14 protein-coding genes are annotated in these 19219 nt (G+C 41.7%); all 14 read right to left on the bottom strand.

The window, feature by feature from the left end; all coding sequences use genetic code 11:
• Positions 1-12: 12 nt before the first annotated feature.
• Positions 13-1173 (bottom strand): signal peptidase I, encoded by a 1161-nt coding sequence (gene lepB, locus DDZ16_RS12250; RefSeq protein ID WP_146192232.1) that lies wholly within the window; start codon positions 1171-1173, stop codon positions 13-15.
• Positions 1174-1251: 78 nt separating this feature from the next.
• Positions 1252-2184, bottom strand: a complete 933-nt coding sequence (locus DDZ16_RS12245) for a hypothetical protein (RefSeq protein WP_109264772.1) — start codon at positions 2182-2184, stop codon at positions 1252-1254.
• A 211-nt stretch (positions 2185-2395) separates the two neighbouring features.
• On the bottom strand, positions 2396-2872 hold the full coding sequence (locus DDZ16_RS12240; protein WP_109264771.1) for a hypothetical protein: 477 nt from the start codon (positions 2870-2872) through the stop codon (positions 2396-2398).
• 116 nt (positions 2873-2988) lie between these two features.
• On the bottom strand, positions 2989-4062 hold the full coding sequence (locus DDZ16_RS12235) for a BF3164 family lipoprotein (RefSeq protein WP_109264770.1): 1074 nt from the start codon (positions 4060-4062) through the stop codon (positions 2989-2991).
• A 203-nt stretch (positions 4063-4265) separates the two neighbouring features.
• Positions 4266-4523, bottom strand: a complete 258-nt coding sequence (locus DDZ16_RS12230; protein ID WP_109264769.1) for a hypothetical protein — start codon at positions 4521-4523, stop codon at positions 4266-4268.
• 888 nt (positions 4524-5411) lie between these two features.
• Positions 5412-5741 carry a LytR/AlgR family response regulator transcription factor gene (locus tag DDZ16_RS12225; protein ID WP_109264768.1) on the bottom strand — a complete coding sequence of 110 codons (330 nt, stop codon included), beginning with the start codon at positions 5739-5741 and terminating at the stop codon, positions 5412-5414.
• A 265-nt stretch (positions 5742-6006) separates the two neighbouring features.
• Positions 6007-7497, bottom strand: coding sequence for a TolC family protein (locus tag DDZ16_RS12215; RefSeq protein WP_109264766.1), 1491 nt, complete (start codon positions 7495-7497; stop codon positions 6007-6009).
• A 286-nt stretch (positions 7498-7783) separates the two neighbouring features.
• Positions 7784-10852: an efflux RND transporter permease subunit gene (locus DDZ16_RS12210; protein WP_109264765.1), complete on the bottom strand. Its 3069-nt coding sequence runs from the start codon at positions 10850-10852 to the stop codon at positions 7784-7786.
• A gap of 249 nt (positions 10853-11101) precedes the next feature.
• Positions 11102-14350, bottom strand: coding sequence for an efflux RND transporter permease subunit (locus tag DDZ16_RS12205; RefSeq protein ID WP_109264764.1), 3249 nt, complete (start codon positions 14348-14350; stop codon positions 11102-11104).
• A 67-nt stretch (positions 14351-14417) separates the two neighbouring features.
• On the bottom strand, positions 14418-14789 hold the full coding sequence (locus DDZ16_RS12200; protein ID WP_109264763.1) for a GxxExxY protein: 372 nt from the start codon (positions 14787-14789) through the stop codon (positions 14418-14420).
• Between the two features lie 300 nt (positions 14790-15089).
• Positions 15090-16157, bottom strand: coding sequence for an efflux RND transporter periplasmic adaptor subunit (locus DDZ16_RS12195; RefSeq protein ID WP_109264762.1), 1068 nt, complete (start codon positions 16155-16157; stop codon positions 15090-15092).
• Positions 16158-16317: 160 nt separating this feature from the next.
• The gene (locus DDZ16_RS12190; RefSeq protein ID WP_109264761.1) at positions 16318-17436 is read right to left on the bottom strand and encodes a 6-bladed beta-propeller; all 1119 of its coding nucleotides are present in this window, start codon (positions 17434-17436) and stop codon (positions 16318-16320) included.
• 12 nt (positions 17437-17448) lie between these two features.
• Entirely contained in the window at positions 17449-17910 is a 462-nt protein-coding gene (locus DDZ16_RS12185) for a hypothetical protein (protein ID WP_109264760.1), read from the bottom strand.
• Entirely contained in the window at positions 17897-19039 is a 1143-nt protein-coding gene (locus tag DDZ16_RS12180; protein WP_109264759.1) for a 6-bladed beta-propeller, read from the bottom strand. Before DDZ16_RS12180 ends, DDZ16_RS12185 begins: the two co-directional genes overlap by 14 nt.
• Between the last annotated feature and the right edge of the window lie 180 nt (positions 19040-19219).

Here is a 19219-nt window from a genome sequence, read left to right as displayed (position 1 = left end):
TGGCGGCCTTTTTTATTTGAGTTTTTTTAGGATTCTCTGATACCAGGGTATTTTTGTACTGGTGGAGAGAAGTATCGATGTAGCTCTTCCAATAATATCCGATTCGGGAACCGGCCCGAAATACCTGGAGTCCCGGCTGTCATGTCGGTTATCACCCATCATGAAATAATAATCCCTCGAAAAAGTAAAGCTGTCGGCGGGAAGGCCGTTAACAATGTATTGTCCGTCAGAATTATGAATTTTTGTTTTTTCAAATTTTCGCATAACCTGCCTGTAAATGGCAAATGTGCTGTCGTTCAGTGGTATTTCGAGGTTTTTTCGCGGGATGACGTATGGGCCGTAATTGTCGATATTCCAGTCCAGTTCTTCACGGCGCGGGTACACTTTCCATGCAGTATCGGCTCTTTCTGGCTCGATACCCGCGGAAAGAATATGAGGACTTTTCAGAAGTTTTTTTACATCACCTCTTGAAAGGAATCCGTTGAATGTATTTTTTTTGTGGCTTTTGTGGAGATTAAGACCAAGGCTGTCGATAACCTGCCTGGCCAGACGCATATCCGTGTAAGCAACCCTGCTGTAGTAAATAACTCCCGCCGGATCGTTTAACTTTTCCCCGTTAATATAAACCTGACCATTTGTAATCTGCAGGGTATCGCCGGGCGTTGCTGCGCATCTTTTTATGAACACGGTTTTTTTGTGCGGTTCATTAAAAATCACTACGGCCCCGGGCCGAGGGGTGGTGTAACCCTTTAAACGCCGGTATGGCCAGGTTGATTTCTCCCGGTCGGTATCTGGATCTTCCGTTAGCCATGCTATCAGGTTTATCCATGGGATTTCATAAGCATTTGAAGGCAGGCGTGGCCCGTAAGCAAGCTTGTTTACCCAAACCAAATCACCCGGAACGATGGTGCGCTCCATGGATTGCGAAGGAATTGTGAACACGCCAAATACCAGTACACGCAAGCTTATGGCAAGTAGAACAGCTCCGGTAAGAAGTAGTGGGATAACAACAATGGTCGTATTCCTGAAAGCTGCAACAGCTTTGTGCTCACTCACGAACAACCATGCGATTGCTGTAACCAGCAAAAATGCAGCTGTTAACCACCACATCCCCATGAGGAGGTGTATTAGCGCGATTATTGCCGGAATTAAAATTGTTATCTTCTTTTTCAAAATTGTGGATGTTAATGTTGTTTTAACTAATTACCTTACTACAATTATTTAAGATTCATATTTAGATTAGAAGGAAATTTAGTTTAATTTGAATATTTTATTTCTAAACTTGGCAGATTCTCTAGCAATGTTTGAGAGTTGCGTGGAGTCAATAACTGCGATACTTATTTCTTGTCGATAAGAAATTTCATTTCCATCTATATCCACTGTATTTATGGGGGGGCCAATCTTTTCATACTTTATCTGAGCAGACAGAACTTCTTTTTTGAGAGGTTTTATTTCTTTTAGGATTTCATTTACCTCTTTAATGTGCTGAAATTTATCGAGCCATTTTAGCAACTCTTTGAAGGATATCTGCTGTTCTGCCACTTTGTCTATTATTTCTTTAGAGTCGGAGTTCTGAGCGTAATGGGTTAAGAGGAACAAGCCCTCGGCCCATGCCCCGATTATCATGAAAATTCCGGTTTCAGCTCTGCCGGGTTTCAGCATTTGCTCTTCAATGCTGTTAAGTCTTACATTTGTCATGAGGGCCAGAGAGTCCATCTCTTTTTTTGTAAGGCTGGTGGTTGCAAGTTTTTTGAGCGATTCGAAATCGAAATATTGCGACAGGTAGAGATCGTTTGATAGCTTTCGGATTTGGTTTAAAGGAACAATTGTCGCTGAGCGGTTTTCAAATAAGTTGATATATACCAGGTCAACGCCTATACCTCCTAGGGCCAATGCTTTGTCTTTGGGTGTTATGTATTTGTCTACATCGGTATTTAGCAGTATGTTTCGCGAAAAGGCACCTCCTGCGCTTTTAATGGAAGTTGCTAACTCGGCCGGGGATGCAATGTTAACCGCTATGTGGCCAATACTGGATTTAATGTCCTCTTTCAAATTAGCTTTATCCGGGAGCAGGTCTGTTTTGGCTTTCGTTAGTTGGTCATCATCACCTGTAGGGGTTAAAACGAGAAGCAATGCTGCTGATAAGCAAATGAAGATGACAGGAATAATGAGTTTTGATTTCATGAGGGTTCTTATTGATGTAAGCGATAATCCATGAATAAAACAGGCTAAAGCGTCAAATATATAAAACCTGCCCTGGTTTTATTGGTCTCTTTCGTCCGGGATGGATGTAAAAAAGTGGTTTACTCTTTGTTAATGCGTTGGTTTTAAAAACGGGAATTTGGGTTTACCTCTTTTTTTTATCGTGGCAGCACTTGGCGTTTTCTTGCAAAAACTATTCACTATCAAATTCCTTCTTAATTGCAGTTTCAAAAGTTTTTTTCAAACTATTATCAAATAAAAATTCATGTTTCGCAATTATAATATTTCCTTTCAAAAGAAATATTTGATGTTCTACCAGCAGTGACTTATTTTTTTGAAAAAACAGGTCTTGAGGATCATAAACCAGCGAACCGTTGATGTTGAGTTTTTCAAAATTGTAATTTATGGATACGGTATCAACGGCATTTGATATTGCAAACAATGGAATTGAGGGGAAATTATCAGCTACTGCCCCTATAATCCCAAAACAGGCAGGACAATTACCATCAAAGAATACCAGTATTTTAATCTTTTTGTCTATTTTATTCTTTTCATTAATGTCAATGTTGATTTCAGATGCAAGTTGATCAGGTATTTTAAGGGAAGTACTCTTCTCGCTACAACTGATGGTGATCAGGAATAAAACGATGATGTAATAGCAGACTTTCATTCGTTTGAAATTTTGTAATTGACTGATAGACAAACTAATTAAAAAAAATTGAGAACGAATGGAACCGCTTCGCTCTCGCATGATATTTTTTATGATTGATTTTTTTCACGGGAATATTAATTTGGAAAGTCATAGACCATAATTTTGGGGGCAGGTGTCAGGGTAATACAAAAGAGTTTTTCTTTGTTGGTGCTAAAATCGAATGAACGAAAAGACGAATCAAGCTCATAATGTTTTAATGGGTTGCCTTCCCAGGAAAAATAAAAGATATGTTTCGGTATGAGTCTGGAATTTTCAGTAATTTGTTTCTTATTTTCTTTATACAACCCATTATAGCCAATGTAAAACCCTTTTTCTGTTCCAATAGCATTCCTGTACGCTCTTAAGCTTGGTCTAACTTTTTGGCCTGTCAGATTACCGCTTTTTGTAGTCTCCACGTGAAATTTATGACCAAATGGTCCGTGAAAACGCTTTTGAAAACCTTTATCAAAGTCATAGATTTCAATAATATCGGTGTTTTCACATCCCAAAACAATTCGTTGACCATCGGGAGATGCCGATATCGTTGATCGAAATATGGTACTTAATTCGGGTTTCGACTTATTGTCATGCTGAAAGTGCGGAGGTGTTCCGGTTTGCTTTATGAGGTCACCTCTCGGGTTGTACATTGATAATCTGTGTTTTGAATTGTAAAGCAAACCAATGTAATTTGTGTCAGCATTTAAAAAACCCGGAGGTGTGAGGTGCAAAGCGTTAATTTTTACCTGCTCAGCTACTTTAAATGTTCGGTTATCAGACTTAGCTAACCTTAAAAGTTTAGGCTTTTGAGCATCATATAACCAAATGTCCTTGCCAACAATGAAAATGCCCCAGCCGCTTATTACTTCTTTAGGGCCACGCCCGCTTTTTACCAGGCTTTGAGTTGTAAGGGTTTTTAAATCAATTATTTTTATTAGTTCCGGGGCTCTTAACTCTTGCAATACAAGGAAGGAGTCTGGATGATAACGAATCCATCGCGGGTCTAATAATTCAAGGTCCAGGGTGTCTTCGAAAAGAAAACGGCCATCTTTCAGTAAATGTTTCTCAGCAAAAGAGGATTCATCGAAATCAACTCTTCCTGATTCATTTGTAGAACAGGAAATGGTTAAAAGTCCAATTATCCAATAGAAGATATAAATAGCGTGTTTCATGATTGTTTTTTTTACCTAAAATTCTTTTGTTTGATGATAAGCGCTTTATTGGTTTTAGGCTGAATAAATATTTTAAAATATTAATATATTTTGTTTTTTTAAGTTGTACTTGTGTAAAGCCGATCATTAAGAAAGAGGACTTTTGTTCTGTAATATAAACTAATGTGGGAACATTTGCACCCACATTAGTTTATTTAAATATTTCAGTTTTTACATCCTCCTACGCCCACAGGGTATCCTTCATCACTTTGAAATGTGCACCCGGAACCTTCACCGGAGCATCCAAAGCCTGAACAACCTTCATCGTAGTTACTTTCGCTGCCCGCAGTTGCAATGTGGGAAAAAACGTCCAAAAAAGTATCTGAACTCTTTTGATGTGTTTCAATTCCCATGTTAAAAACTGTAGCCACAGCAAAGAAGCCTGCAATCATTCCGAATATAACTTTTTTCTTTGAATTCATTGTAATAAAATTTTAAATGATAAGATACTTGATTTTCAACGATCGAAGTCGTTGATTTTTCAAAAATGCAATGTTTTCCTGCCTGGCAGGGAACATTGTTTGTAACCACTTAGCGAGGTTATCGTATTTGGTTTATTATTCCTAAGTTGAGCGGTACGAGTTTAGCAAAGTAGCGCTTTACTTAGGTATAACCCCGATTTAGAAATTGTTGGTTTACACCGAATGAATGAGGCGGAAACTTTACTATTTCTTTATCGTGAGTGAGAATCACTCAATTAGGGGCATTATCTTTGTACTGTCAGTCCCGATTTAGTGAATGTTGCATTTTCTCGAAAATGCTTACATTCTCTTATTCGGGATCACATCACCTCCTTTCTTTTTTAAGAAAGGGAGCCGGAAGAGGAAGCGGTTGCTGGTGAGCTTGTTGGCTTCCTCTTCTTTTTCCCTAAAAACAATGACCAATTACCAATAATCAGTGACCAATAACACTTTGAGAATTGGCTTTTTCAACTGATAATTGATAACTGATCATTGCTCATTGATTATGTTTTTCATTTCAGTCATAATTTTCTTTGTTGCTGTGGATTCTATTTTTACAGGGCTGTTTAATATATTTTGTGCTGTTTGTTTTGCTTCATAGTTTTGATATCTTTTTAATGGAGTTTAGCGATTAAAAATCAATTGAATAATAATTTATCAGCAAACCTGTTAGTCGTTTTCAAAAGAAAAGATTCTTTCCTCCTTGCCAGCTGAGTCATTTCTGTAAAAGTATTCTCCTAAATATTTAATTCCAAGTGATTTTTATTTGCAAAGAACCAAATGGGTGGATTATGTAACCAAGCGGGTCAAATATGTAACCAAACGGGACAATAATGTAACGAAATGTGGTTATTGCATTTTTTGTTTTAATTTATAGATTCTCGCTTTGGGAATATCTATATTTTTACCGTTTTTAATAATTACCGATTTATTTCTCGATGATATATTTGCTATTTCCTTTAAATTTACAATATGAGATTTGCAAACCCTATAGAAATCAGGATGCTTCAGTTCTTCCTCAAAGGTTTTAAGGTTGTAGCTACTGGAGACTTGTTTTAAGTCCCCGGTCATTTTAGTATGGATTATCGTGCATCTTCCATCACCTTCTAAATAATATATTTCCTGATAAGGTATAATATAAAAACCTTCAGTATTTTGAACTTTTAATACATTTTTCATATACGGCAAATTGTTATAATGATGTTCACTAAAAAATCATAAATACTTTCTTTGCTTTTATTTTTAAATGAGTTTTGAATTCATAATTAGTGTCAGCAGAAAAACCCCGGTATTTTCAGTCTTTGATAAGAAAGCGCCAAATACGAGGCTTTCGAAGTTATTGAATCCAAGGAGTTTACTTTTCGTAAATGACTGATTCAATAACAAGAATAACGAAGTAGTTGGTGTTTTCTTGCAAAGACTAATTAAACGCTCAATCTTTAACTCAAAACTCCTCAAACTCCAAAACTTCTTCATTTTCAAAATCATACAAAGTGAGTTTTCGCAGGTAGAAATAGCTGTCCCAGTACTCGGAGAGCGCGTTGATGTATTGCAGCGTGGCTTTGTCTTTGGCCTTTTGAGAGTTTGTGAGGCGCAAAACATCCGCTTTTCCGGTTTTGAATCTTGTCATGGTGAGTTCATAGCTTTCCGATGCGAGGGTGTCTGATAAAGCTGCCGATTCCACTTTGGACTTCTGTATGTTGAAGGCAATGGCTCTGGTCATAGCATTTTGTTCGAATTGCTGTAAGGTTTTTCGTGCTGATACTTCGGCAATCTGTTTTCGTGATTTGGCCATTTCATATTGTCCTTTTTTGCGTCCCCAGTCGAGTATTGGAATGTTAACCCCTACCGATACCATTTGATGGTTGTCAAAATCTGGTTGGTAAACGGTACCAATATTTCCGTCCTTCATCAGATTTCCATCATCTTTGCTTATTCCGTATGAAACATTGATATCAGCACTGAAGTGTCTGCCTGCTTTTGCCTCAGCCACATTTCTTTTATTTTCAAGTATTTGCTGTTTTAGCTGCAGGAGTTCAGGATTGTTATCCAGGGCGTTTTGGAGTACCCGTTCAACATCCACTCCGGTAACAGGCATTTTATCGGGGATTTTAATGTCCAGTTCGGTATCAACCGGGAGCATCAGGAAATTCAGAAGGTTCTCGTTGGCTTCCCTGTAATTGAGTTTGGCCTCCTGCCAGGCGATTCCGTCATTGTTTTCGGAGAGGCGCAGGTCCAGCAACTCTTCGCGGCTTACCGTTCCCAGTTCAAATCGCCGGCGGGCTGTCTTCAGCAGATTTTTGGTGTTTTTCATGTTTGTTTCGGCCATTTCCAGGCTGATGGTGGCTCTTATGAGGTTAAAGAAGTGCCTGATGGTGGAGATGTGCATTTCTTCCACCGACTGAATGTATTCTTTTTTGGCCTTTTCAAATTTTAAAGGCTCAATTTTTCGTTGCCATTTCATGGGATTGAAACCAAAAAGTTTTTGCCGGTACCTAAGCCTGAAAGGGACTGATGAGTATTGTTGATAATCATTGTTGCCAAAGTTCTCTATGCGTCCCAATTCCGACTCCAAAAAGAAAGTACCGCCCGTGGCTGCCAGTTTTTGGGAGATGTTCATCTGCAAATCCGAGCTAAGATTTTCGGTTCTTATGTATTCATCGGTTTGTGTGTTTGAATTGTATCTCAATCTTGAAGCATTGGAATAGGAGAGAGGATTGGCCTGTAAACTGACCGATGGCAGGTAATCGGCCCGGTAGCTGCGGTAGGCCCAGTAATGGGCCATGTAATAGTGTTCGTTGAGAAATGCCTGGAGCGATTGTTCGCGGGCCAGTTCCAGTGCATCGTTTAGCGACAGGCGCACGGTGATTTCCTGAGCTGAAATTTCTAATATCAGAAGGAGTTGAATGATTAGGAGAATGAATAGTTTTTTCATTTATGGGTTGTTTAATGTGTTTTGGAATGGTTTTTTCCGGTGTATTTGGAATAATATTTTTTTCCGGGCTGAAAGCCCAATTTATATCAGCCCGGGGCAAAGCATCGCGTCGCCCCGGGATGGATAATGGTTTGTTTTTTCGCCCTGAAAGGGCAGGTTAATGTTATTTGTTTCCATGATTAATTATGTTATTTAAATTGCCCTTTCAGGGCGCCTGTTGATGTTTACATTTAACCCCCGGGGCGTTGCCACCGGGCTGAATTTAGTTGCCCTTTCAGGGCGAAGATTAAATACGTTCCTTGCTGTTCTTTTCCCGCACTAAATAATAATAACACAACGGTATAAAATACAAACTAACAAAGGTTCCCAATATCATACCTCCGATGACAGTCAGTGCCAACGGGCGTTGCAACTCGCTGCCCATGCCGCTGCCCCAAATTACCGGCACGAGGGCCAGGATGGTGGTGACACTGGTCATTATAATGGGTTTTAAACGTCGGTGACCGCCTTCCCGGATGGCGGATAAAAGCGGCATGTTTTCGTAGCGATACAGCCGGTTGATGGTGTCTATTTTCAGGATGGAATCGTTGACGATGATACCGCTCATCACTACGATCCCTATCATGGACATGATGTTGATGGTGCCCCCGAATAGCCATAAAAGGAAAAGCGCACCGGCAATGTCGATGGGGACTTCCAGAAGGATGATAAGTGGCTGGCGCAGCGACTCGAACTGCGCCGCCAGGATGAAATAGAGCAACGACAGTGCAATAAGCAGCACGATGAGCAATTCGCCCACGAGTTGTCGCGAAGAGAACCAGCTACCCGTGAAAGCCGTGTCCACGTCAAACTTCTGTTTAAGGTGACGACTGACCTTTTTCATGAATGGTTGGGCATTGTCACCGGGAATGGCATTGATGTCCACCGGCACAAAAGCACCCTCTGAACTGCCGTACAGTATTTTGTAATCGTTTTTGGTCTGGAGCGATACCAGTTCTTTTACCGGAATTTCGGTGCCTTTTTGATTGTTAACCTTGAGCTCATTAATCAGCTGATGTACAGGTGCGGGTGCATTGCCTATCACGATGGGTACATATTGCGAGCCGGTGTGTAAAACATCCACTTCCCAGGCATTGAGAGCCGATTGAAGCCGGTTGAATAATATCCGGTGTTTTACATCATAAAGGGCCATAATTTCAGGTTTGGCTTGTACTTCAATATGCGATCCGGCCACCGGGGGCGGTAGTTTTTCCCGGGTTAGTGTATCCGACATGTATTTAGTAATACGTTCCATCTTGCCGATTTCGGGTATTCCCCTTTGTTTATTATCGCTGACACGGGCCACGAGTAATGCCTCATCTTCCTGAAACAATTTTTCAAAGATGGTTCCCGGTGGGCGGAACGAGAAAACAGCAGCAGGCCAATTTTCTTTTATCCGGGCAGATACTTGTTCTTTTACTTTTTCGATGTCTTGCCGGCTGTTTGCTTTGAAATACAAGAGGGCCTCGGAGACCGACTGATCCATGTCTTTGTGCAGCATGTATTTTTGAGTGCCCGCGTAGGTATTGCTGTTTTTAACCGTCCCGGAGATAAACCCGTTCAGGGCGTTAACCCGTTTGATGTTCTCCTCAAGATTGATTTTCCGGTTCCAGTCAATTTTCAGAAACACGTCATCTCGACTGAAAGAGGGGAAACGCTCTTTGGTCATGTACAATCCCCCCAGCAGGGCGGGAATGATTAAAAACAGGAAAAAGGAAATAAAGGCTTTTCGATGCTTAAAAACACGGTCGAAGCCTTTTTCGTATAGCTCCGATGTCTGAAAAAGGTTGATGTTTTGAAACACTCTGGTGATTTTTCCACCCTGAATGTTTCCTTTCTTTTCCGCCCTGCGGCTGAAAATATGGTAAAGCACCGGGATTAACGTGATGGAGACGATTAGCGAGGCGAGGAGCCCAATGCCCACGGCCATGGCCTGGTCGTAAAACAGGGCCCCGGATATGCCGCTGATGAAGATGAGCGGCACGAAAACCGCGCAGGTCGTCAGCACCGAGGAGATCAGCGGGCGTATGACTTCATTGGTCCCCCTGATGCACGACTCGGCCAGCGATTTGCCTCTTTCGGCGTGCTGGGTAATGTTGTCGATTACGATAATGGCATTGTCGATCATCATCCCCACGCCAAGTATCAGCCCGGAAAGAGATATGATGTTGATGGACAAACCGGCGATGTGGAAAAACAGGAGACTGATGACGAGTGAGGCGGGGACAGATATTCCGATAAGCCATGGGGAGCGTGCATCTTTCAGGAAAAAGAAAAGGATGAGAAAAGCCAGTGAGCCTCCAAATAGCAGATTTTGTTGAAGATTGCTGATGGAATAGTCGAGAAGGGCCGTTTGATCCCGCACGATTTCAACATTTACCCTGGGGTAGTCCCGTTCGAAACGATTAAGCATCCGGTCAACGCTCTCTTTTAGCTCGTCCATCCTGGCATCGGATTGTTTGATGACGGCCAGTGACAATGCAGGTGTATTGCCTTTCAGAAAAGCCCCTTGCTGCTTGGCAGGGCGAAGTCCTATTTCGGCAATTTCACTCAGCTTCATCAATCGGGGCCCCGCTTTCAGGCGGATGTTTTTCACATCCTCCACGGTTCGCAGTCTGTTGGCAAACCGGATGTTGAAACGATACTGACCATCGGCCACTTCAATGGAGCCCACAGACATGTTGTTCTGTTCCAGGGCCTGTGTGATGTGCCCGTGATGCAGATTTAAGGATTTCAGGAGTTCCTCGTTGGGTTGGATGTAAAGCTCCGGGGTTAAATGACCGGTGACATCAACCATGGCCACCTCGTTCAGTTGTTCCAGACGCTTTACCATTACTGAGCGGGCCAGCTCACTGAGTTCCATAAATTCCAGGTTGCCGGCATCTTCCATCCAGAGGTTAATGTAAAATACCGGCAGGTCGGATGCCGTGGCTTTTATAATGGCCGGGCGTTCCATATCGGGGGGCAGATTGCGCATGGCGGCATCTACTTTTTCGTTGGCATCGATGAAGGCGTAGTTGATATCGGCCCCGTAGTTGAACCGCAGCCGGATGGTTGCCCGTCCGTCACGACTCTCGGTGGTAATGTCATCGAGATGTGGAATTTGCATCAGGTGGTAACGCATGGGGTTGACGGTGCCATCTTCAATTTGTCGCGCCGATTCGCCGGGCCGGTTTACCTGTATGGTGATTTCGGGAATGTCAATATCGGGCATCAGCGACATGGGCAGAAACCGGGATGCAATAACACCCAGGGTGAGGATGGCCAGGAAGGTCATCAATACGGCTATGGGACGGTGGATGAGGAATTTTATCATGTTTTTTGTTTCGTGTTTTGAGTTTCGAGTTTCTTGTTACGGGCTGAAAGCCCGGTTTATATTAGCCCGGGGCAAAGCGCAGCGTCGCCCCGGGGATTGATGATGTTGTGTTTTTTCGCCCTGAAAGGGCAGTTTAATGCTATTGGTTTCCATGATTAATTATAATGTTTAAGTTGCCCTTTCAGGGCGCTTGTTGTTGGCTAACTTTTTTCCCGGGGCGTTGCCACCGGGCTGAATTGAGTTGCCCTTTCAGGGCGTTTTTGGTTTGGGGTTTTGTTTTGCGTGTTTCTTGTTGAGTGTGCTGTGATCGCGGGTTTGTGGTTCCCCCTTTAATGGGTTAGTGGGCCCGGGTATGGCATTCTGAGATTTTGGTAACTGAATAATTGGCATAAATACAGCCACGGCAATTAGCGAAAACACCAGTCCTCCCGTTGCGCCGGCGGCCAGTGAAAACCAGAAGCCCTCGTCAGGGCCTGCCAGTAAAAACGGCAGAAGCCCCATGATGGTGGAGAGGGTGGTGAGCGCGATGGGGATGATTTTATGGTTAAAGGCCTTTAAATACAGCTTAAATTTCGACTGGGTTTGGTTACTTTTTCTCATGTTGTTATAGTCGTTTATGATGTACAGGGCAGCATTAACTGTTAGTCCGCACAATAATATCATGGCGGCGTAGCCACCCTGGTCGAAATTGATTTTAAAAATGGCAAACGTTAGAAACAGGCCGATAAACGATACGGGAATAGCTGAAATAACAACGAGTGGTTGCCGAAGCGACTCGAAAAGCACCGAGCAAAGGAAAAAAATAACGGCTGCAACAATTAAAAGAAGCCAGTACTGGGTTTTATCCTCACGGTTCCATCCGCCCCATCCGCTTTTACTGACTGCTGAAAACCCCACGGGAAGTTCCTCGTTGAGCTGTTCCATGAAACGCTCGCGTACCCGGCGGTTGAGTTGGTAGGGGCCGATAAAGTCGTATTCAACCATGAGTACGTATTCCTGGTTTTGCTTGCGAATAACATCCCCCGTGCGTTCTTTGGTCAGGAAGCCCACATCTTTGAGTCTGAAACCGGATTCGCCGGAGTACAGGAGGTTGTTCTGCATATCCCACACTGATGTTTTGCCCTGGTTGGCCTCGCTTAACGTAACGGCCACGGTGCCGTTCTTCCCGGGTATATAAGCGGCTTTTACATCGTTGGGAGCCTGGTAGAGCAGATTTTGATAGACGTTGCGCAGGGAACTTCCCACTTCTTCGAGGCGGGCGGGTTCGAGGCCCATGACAAAACCATACCTGGGTTTTCCACGCCACGAGCTGCCGGTTTGGATGATGACTTCCTGTATGCGCGGATTTTTCAGCAGCGAATCGCTGAAAACACCGGCTTCTTCTAATATCAAGTCGTAATTGTAACCTCTCAGTTCAATGCGGTTATTGCGCATCCCGTCACGGGTTCTATTGCTGAATCCCTGACCTACGCCGTAGATGGTAAAGTCGGAACTGCCAATCTGGTTCGCTTTACTTATAAGCCTGTTTTTGAGAACATGCGGGAAGGAGCTGTTTTCTGCTTCATCGGTAAATGTAATTTCGATGGAGGCATTTTCGATGCTGTAAATACGAGAAGTGAAGAGATCGACCTCTTCGAATCCCGCGAGGTAATTCTCGATATCTGTAAATACATCGTTCATCTGGTGAACGGACGAGCCATCGGGCATGGAACCCCGCATATAGAGTTTAGTGCGGTTGTTGTCCCAATTGAAATTCCCCGACGAGAAATAGTTGGAAAAATAGTACCAGCTTCCGCCAAGGATGCGGTTTACCCAGGGCTTAACCACCGAGGTATAACTGTCGTTGCCCAGTGTGCTGTTATAGGTTTTCTGATACCAGGCGAGTTCTTCGTCCTTTTCCGCCTCAAGCTTATCGGGCAAAAGAAAAACCGGCAACCCGAAGCCCAAAATAAAAATAACGATAAAGGCCCGGCGCCAGCGCAACCCGAATTTAAGGAAGGTGGCATAGCCACGGGTAAGCCTGACAATCCGCCGCTTTCGCCGCCGGAAACCACGACCCGTTGAAGAGCTCAGGGGAAGGCGATCCATTAGGGATGGAACCAGCCAAAGGGCGATGCCAAGGGAAACACTCAGGTTGACAATCATTACCACGGCAAAGTCGATGAGATTGAGTTTTTGTTCTTCTTTAAGGAAGAAAATAACCACCAAAGCCCCCATGGTGGTGAGCGTGGCCGCGAGGATGGCCAGAAATGCCCGCCGGTTATTGCTGTGCCGCAGATGGTCGGTCATTACAATCGTATTGTCGATAATCATCCCCAGCGACACCGTGATGCCTGCCAGACTGTAAATATGTATTTCAATACCCAGGATGTAATAGAAGATAACAGCAATGCTGAGGTTGGCCCCGAGACTAAGGCCCACGATGAGCAGATACCGCCAGTTGCGGCTTACCAGTAAAACAAATACCAGCAGGATGATGATGGCCAGCAACGCCCGGGAAGTAATTTTTTCCACCTCGCGACTGATCTCTTTCGATGCATCGTAATTCACGAGCATGGAAAAATTTTCGGGGAACGATGTTTTTTGCCGTTCTATTTCCTGTTTGACACGCCCGGCGAGATCCACCTGGTTGGCCCCTTTGGCCGAGTTGATTACAAGGTAAACCGTGTTGAGCCCGTTTACACGGAAATACGAGCGGGGTTCACTTTCGCGGAGTTCGGGTTTGGCCACATCGGTAAGCTTTAAAACGCGATTGCCCTGTTTCCCGACCACCAGTTCGTTCCATATTAGTGAATCGCCCGGCTTGGCACTGTAGGTGAGGTTGATCAATTCCTTGTTCGTGCCTTTATGAACAGTAGCACTGCCGATTTCCCGAACGTTCAGGTGGTCGCGAATGGCGGTTTGCAATGCATTCACGTCCAGTCCGGCCTGTTTCAGATGCTCTTTACGGTACGTGATGTTCCATTCCATTGGCGATGCCCCGGTAACCGAAACGTTGCTAATTTCCGGCAGGTTGCTGATGCCCGGTGCAATGTATCGCTCGGCATATTGCTGAAGGGAATAGCTGTTGCCTTCCCCGTTAATGGTATATACCATCAGCAGGGGGTTGTCGTCGGCGTTGCCTCTTTTGTAGCCTACCTGTGGCAGTTTCACGCCATCGGGCAATCTGCTGTGCAGGCCACGCATCAACGACATCACCTCGAAACGGGCCGCATCCATGTCGGTTCCGTCTTTAAAAACAAGGGTTACACGGCCCCGGTTGCTGTACGAGTTGGACGTTACCCGCTTCAATCCCCTCATGGAGGAGAGTGTTCCTTCGATGGGGGAGGTTACTTCTTTTTCGATTACTTCGGGGCCCATGCCCCGCCACTGATAACTGACGTGCACGCGTTCGCCGGTATCGTCGGGCTGTAGTTGCACAGGTAGTTTGGGCACGAGGGCCAGGCCAACAATGGTCAGCAGGAGGAATATGATGTTTATGGAGAAGGCGTTTTTCACGAGTTGAGAGTTTTATCTTACCACAAAGGGACTCAAAGGATATCACAAAGGCACACAAAGGGAAAAATTATAAAATAACCCTTTTTATGCCTTCTTTTAAGTGTCTTACATTGAAATTAACTAATAGACCTAATTTGCAGTTTGATAATTTTAAATAAGTTAAAATTTGTGCCAAATGAATGTCTGATAATGAAACGACTGCTTTTATTTCTATGATTATACTATTTTCCACGATTAAATCAATTCTATAGCCCGCTTCAAGGTTTACTTCTTTGTAAACTAATGGTAATGCCTTTTGCTTTTCAACTTTTAAACCAATTTGGCATAATTCATAATACAGACATTCTTCATAAGCGCTTTCAAGTAATCCCGGACCAAGTGCAGTATGAACCTGAAAAGAGCAGTCTAAAACCTTTTTAAATATTTCTTCTATATTCATGATTAGATATTTACTTTGCGAAACTTGGCGGTATCCTTCGTTGCCTTTGTGGTTAAAAAACTTAAAGGTTTAACCACCAAGGAACACTAAGGGTTATCACTAAGGTACGCAAAGGTTAAAATATTTTACTTTGAGATACTTCGTGCCACCCTTTTTCGCCTTCGTGGTAAAAAAACACTTAAAGGTTCAACCACTAAGGCGCTCTAAGGGTTATCACTAAGGGACACAAAGGATAAAAATTATTTACTTTGCGATACTTTGTGTTATCCTTCGTTGCCTTTGTGGTAAAATGCCTAAAAGTCAGTTGTTTTTAACAACCTCACTCTCATGTGCCAGATTCAGATTATTCTCCACTATCACTTCATCCCCTGCCTTTAGGCCGTCACTGATGGCCACATGAGTACTGTTTTCCCTGCTCGTTTCCACGTATCTCCAAATAGCCTTTCCATCCTCCAAAACAAAAACCACTTCACGGTTTTGGCGATACAGTACAGCCTCCTTGGGGATGATGAGGCACCCGGGCACAAGATGTTTGAGCAAGACACGCGCATTCATGCCATCCATTAGTTCACCCCCCGGGTTGGGCACGCTGGCCGTGATGCGTACCATTCCCTTATCGTTGACAGCGGGATTGATGCTGACAACCCTGCCCTTGAAAGTCGTATCGGGCATCCCAAAGGGCCTCATGTCCACGGACAGGCCGGTTTTCACCTTTGGGATTTCCGTTTCTAAGAGGTGGAATTCCAACTCCATTGCCCCGATGTCGAGAATTTCGCAAAACATCTTGTAGTTGCCCGATGGATTGTTGGTTTGGGCTTGCAGGTTGCTTACCACGCCGCTTATTGGCGCTTTTATCACCGTTTGGGTCAGATTTCTTTTTGCCTGGGCGAGGTTCGACAGGGCATTGTTGTACCCGCTGCGGATGCGCACCATTTTCAGGATGTTGACGGGCATGGATGCCGTGTCGCTGAGAGCGTAACCATGACCGAGCAGCAGGTCTTCCAGGTCGATAAGCGCCTTCTCGTATTGGTTTCGTGCATCGTTCAGCTGTTTACGGTAATTGAACGATTCCACCTTGCCCAGCATCTGGCCTGCCTTAACGCGGTCGCCCTCCTGCACATTTACAGCGGTAATAAGTTCCTGTACCCTGAAGGGCACAACTGCTTTTTGGCGGGCCTGGAGGTTTCCGTTGCTCACCAGCTCCATCGGGAATTGGCCATAAACTACCGGAGTGGTACCTACTTCGGTTACCGTGGCTTCTGTGTGGGAGAGGCGGGCGGCCTCTTCTTCACTGTTATCTTCGGCCCGGGAGGTGTCGCAGGCGAACAGGATGAAGGGTAAAAAAATAACATGCATAAATTTTCTCATGGGGGATAGTTGTTTCTATTTGACGGTTCCTTTTATTATAAGCGTTTCAATGCCTTTGGGTGTATTACAAAAAAGAGTTACTGTTTTTTTTGAAATTTCCAGACTTTGCAGCAATTCAGGTTAAAAAAATGTTCGTTCCCTTAAGATCATCTTCCTTCATTTAATCTTCCAGAGAAGTATTATCTATTATTTTATACCGAATAACCACGTGGCGTTGCCTTTCGTTTATTTGTTCGATTATGTTGAAAAATTTCCTCTTTATTTTTGAGGATGCATAAGACCAATCCATATCAGGAATTGATCGTAGAAAAGGACGAGTATTGAAGTCCAGGACACTAAGATAACTATCTTGATAAATACCATTATCAAGACCATCATAGAGGAATATTGAAAGATCGTCACTTCTAATTGTGTCAAATCTAATTGCTTCCATGACACCCTTTTTAAAATAGCATGTCCACAAGAGCTCACCATTCTTTATGTTTTTCTTCGATGCCTGAAAGGCATGAAGCCCATGTGCATGTGATAAAGAATGAATTATTTTTGCATTTTTGATTTTAAGATATCTAAATACCGAATCGTTAACGATTTTATACATTTCATTATTTTGGGCAATAGAAAACAAGATTTCATCTTCATCTTCAGTTAAAAAGAATTCTGGTTTAAAGTAATATTTATTTTTTTGGCTTGACACAAAGTATTGTTTCAATAGCATCAACGAACGGTCAAATACATTAATTCTTATTGTGTTTCCCTTACTTGCTTTTTCATGCTTGCAAATAAAAAAAAATCCCTCCCGATTAACCGTAAAATCGTCAAAATTAAATGTTAATAAATCCCGGGATAGGAAGTTTCCATGTTTGTTGAATTTAAATAATAATAAAGATTTTTTATCAACAATGTAAATTGTATCATTGTATACTGTGTAATCAGTTATCCAGGCTTTCTCATCGTAATTGGTGATATCAATTTTGTTCTTGGCTTCACCCTGTAAATCATAGATGAATAGGTTTCGATTACTTATATCTGTGACATAGATGAAATCATCAGTCATTTCTGTTTTTCTAATCCTGTTAATCCGCCATGCTTTTCGGGATCTCAAAAGCGTGAAAGATTCAATTTCAAAATCCAAATTGCCTTCACTATGGTTTATTGTATTATAGAGATCAATTTCATGTAAGGCGTCAGTGCCTTCTGAGATGTCAAAATAATAACGTTCCTGACCACAAACACTAATCAATTTAAACGAAAGTAGTATAATAACGCATAATTTTTTCATGCAAATCCTTTTCTAATAGTTTAATAAGTTTGACATTTCATTAAACTGATCTGGCAAAAAAGTTTTGTATTTAGCTGTTGACTCTTCAAAAACAATAAAATGGCTCATGCCCTTAATGTTCGAATGCATTGTTACCTCTCCGTTGTCTTCCAGAATTTGATTTGAAATACCACTCAGGCTGCGTTTATATGCCGCTAAAGTATTCTTATCATAATTTTTAATGATAAAAACTATGCGTTTTTTGGTTATCTTCTCTGAAATTATTTCGGCTAATCTTTCAACTTTCTCTGTGCATCTTTGACAATCTTTTTTGTTTAGCACTATAATAACCGATTCGTTATTTATCTGGCAACCATTGCTAAGGCATTTAATCTCAATTTTTTTGTGATCCGTTGGTCTGTCAGTATTAAAAAAACTGCATTGGCATGAAAATAAAGGAAAGGTTATCAGTATAATAAATCTATCTAAACGCATATCTTAGTATTATGGGGTTATCTGACTCTGTAACTTTACTACGAAGGTTAAATAAAGTTGAATCTTCAATCTCAATATTGTTTTTTTCTATTAATTCTGCTCGAGAAATAATATTGATTGGGTTCATAATCGAGACTACACCGTTAAACGAACCATCATGGGGGAAAATATTATAGATGTTCATCCCTGTATTCGAATCCATTATATGATTAAACACTTGGGTATGCTGGGTTTCTTTATTATATAAAACAAATGAAGCAGGTTCGTATCTGAAAAATAAATAGTCTTCATTGTCCCTAAAGCTATTTATTAGGGTTTTAAAATTATTTTCACGACAATAACCTAAAATGTTGAAATCGACTAATTTGTTTTTGATGTTAATGGGCAAATTATTTTCACCAAAATCAATTAAATACCTACGTCTCTTTGCACTATCATTGAGCGAAAAAATATATCTGTCCAATGGCTGATTATAGTAACTCTTGCTACTTTTGATCATATTGGGATACATTCCCCTGATCATTGGGTAATTATAGCTATTTTTGCATTTTTTATCAGTACTTTTAATAAATTCTCCGGTGGATTTATTATACTCGTGTGTAGTATAATCATATTTTTCATTTATGCCCGAGAGAACAATTTTGTTACCAACAATGGAAATAAAAGCGCCATAACAATCATTTACTTTAAAACTGTTATTAAAATTACCTGATAAATTATATCTATAGACTTTTTTGGGGATTTCCATGCTTACAATTATTTCATTATTCTTTTCATCAATAGTGAAATCTCCAATTTGAATATACTCTCCAGGCCCCCTGCCTACATTCCTGATTTTTCTAAAAAATCTACCAGTCTTGTCAAACACAAAGATTGAATTTTGTTTTTTATCAAGTATGTATATTTTTTCTTTGAAAAAATATAACCGATTGATTTTATGAATTAAAGACTTTTGAGAAGTTTCTAAATTTATTAATTCTATGTTTTCAAAATAATCATTGTGGCTTATTCCTTCAACATCATCACAATCTACAAAGATCTTTTCAATATCTTTTTTTTCAACATTGCTTTCATTGCAAGAAGCTATAAGGAAGAAAATAAAGGCTGTTGTAAAAAATATTTTTTTCATGTTTTTAAATTTGATCAAAAATGTAACTGAAGTTAACGTTTATAATGGGATATCTAACCTTCTCCAATACTTGATTAATTTATTTCCAAATATTTACTAATATCTAACATTGGGGAATATTATCAAAAATAAATTTTTGAATTATCTTCAATATATGAGTTGGTAAGATATCCCATTTTT

The organism is Marinilabilia rubra (assembly GCF_003121985.1).
In the GTDB taxonomy this organism is placed as follows: domain Bacteria; phylum Bacteroidota; class Bacteroidia; order Bacteroidales; family Marinilabiliaceae; genus Marinilabilia; species Marinilabilia rubra.
This window is presented reverse-complemented; position numbering and strand designations above follow the sequence as displayed.

What these genes read in the sequence shown, in the direction of transcription:
- DDZ16_RS12245 (WP_109264772.1), bottom strand. Translation starts at nt 2,184, where the DNA reads ATGAAATCAAAACTCATTATTCCTGTCATCTTCATTTGCTTATCAGCA.
- DDZ16_RS12240 (WP_109264771.1), bottom strand. Translation starts at nt 2,872, where the DNA reads ATGAAAGTCTGCTATTACATCATCGTTTTATTCCTGATCACCATCAGT.
- DDZ16_RS12235 (WP_109264770.1), bottom strand. Translation starts at nt 4,062, where the DNA reads ATGAAACACGCTATTTATATCTTCTATTGGATAATTGGACTTTTAACC.
- DDZ16_RS12230 (WP_109264769.1), bottom strand. Translation starts at nt 4,523, where the DNA reads ATGAATTCAAAGAAAAAAGTTATATTCGGAATGATTGCAGGCTTCTTT.
- DDZ16_RS12225 (WP_109264768.1), bottom strand. Translation starts at nt 5,741, where the DNA reads ATGAAAAATGTATTAAAAGTTCAAAATACTGAAGGTTTTTATATTATA.
- DDZ16_RS12215 (WP_109264766.1), bottom strand. Translation starts at nt 7,497, where the DNA reads ATGAAAAAACTATTCATTCTCCTAATCATTCAACTCCTTCTGATATTA.
- DDZ16_RS12210 (WP_109264765.1), bottom strand. Translation starts at nt 10,852, where the DNA reads ATGATAAAATTCCTCATCCACCGTCCCATAGCCGTATTGATGACCTTC.
- DDZ16_RS12200 (WP_109264763.1), bottom strand. Translation starts at nt 14,789, where the DNA reads ATGAATATAGAAGAAATATTTAAAAAGGTTTTAGACTGCTCTTTTCAG.
- DDZ16_RS12195 (WP_109264762.1), bottom strand. Translation starts at nt 16,157, where the DNA reads ATGAGAAAATTTATGCATGTTATTTTTTTACCCTTCATCCTGTTCGCC.
- DDZ16_RS12190 (WP_109264761.1), bottom strand. Translation starts at nt 17,436, where the DNA reads ATGAAAAAATTATGCGTTATTATACTACTTTCGTTTAAATTGATTAGT.
- DDZ16_RS12185 (WP_109264760.1), bottom strand. Translation starts at nt 17,910, where the DNA reads ATGCGTTTAGATAGATTTATTATACTGATAACCTTTCCTTTATTTTCA.
- DDZ16_RS12180 (WP_109264759.1), bottom strand. Translation starts at nt 19,039, where the DNA reads ATGAAAAAAATATTTTTTACAACAGCCTTTATTTTCTTCCTTATAGCT.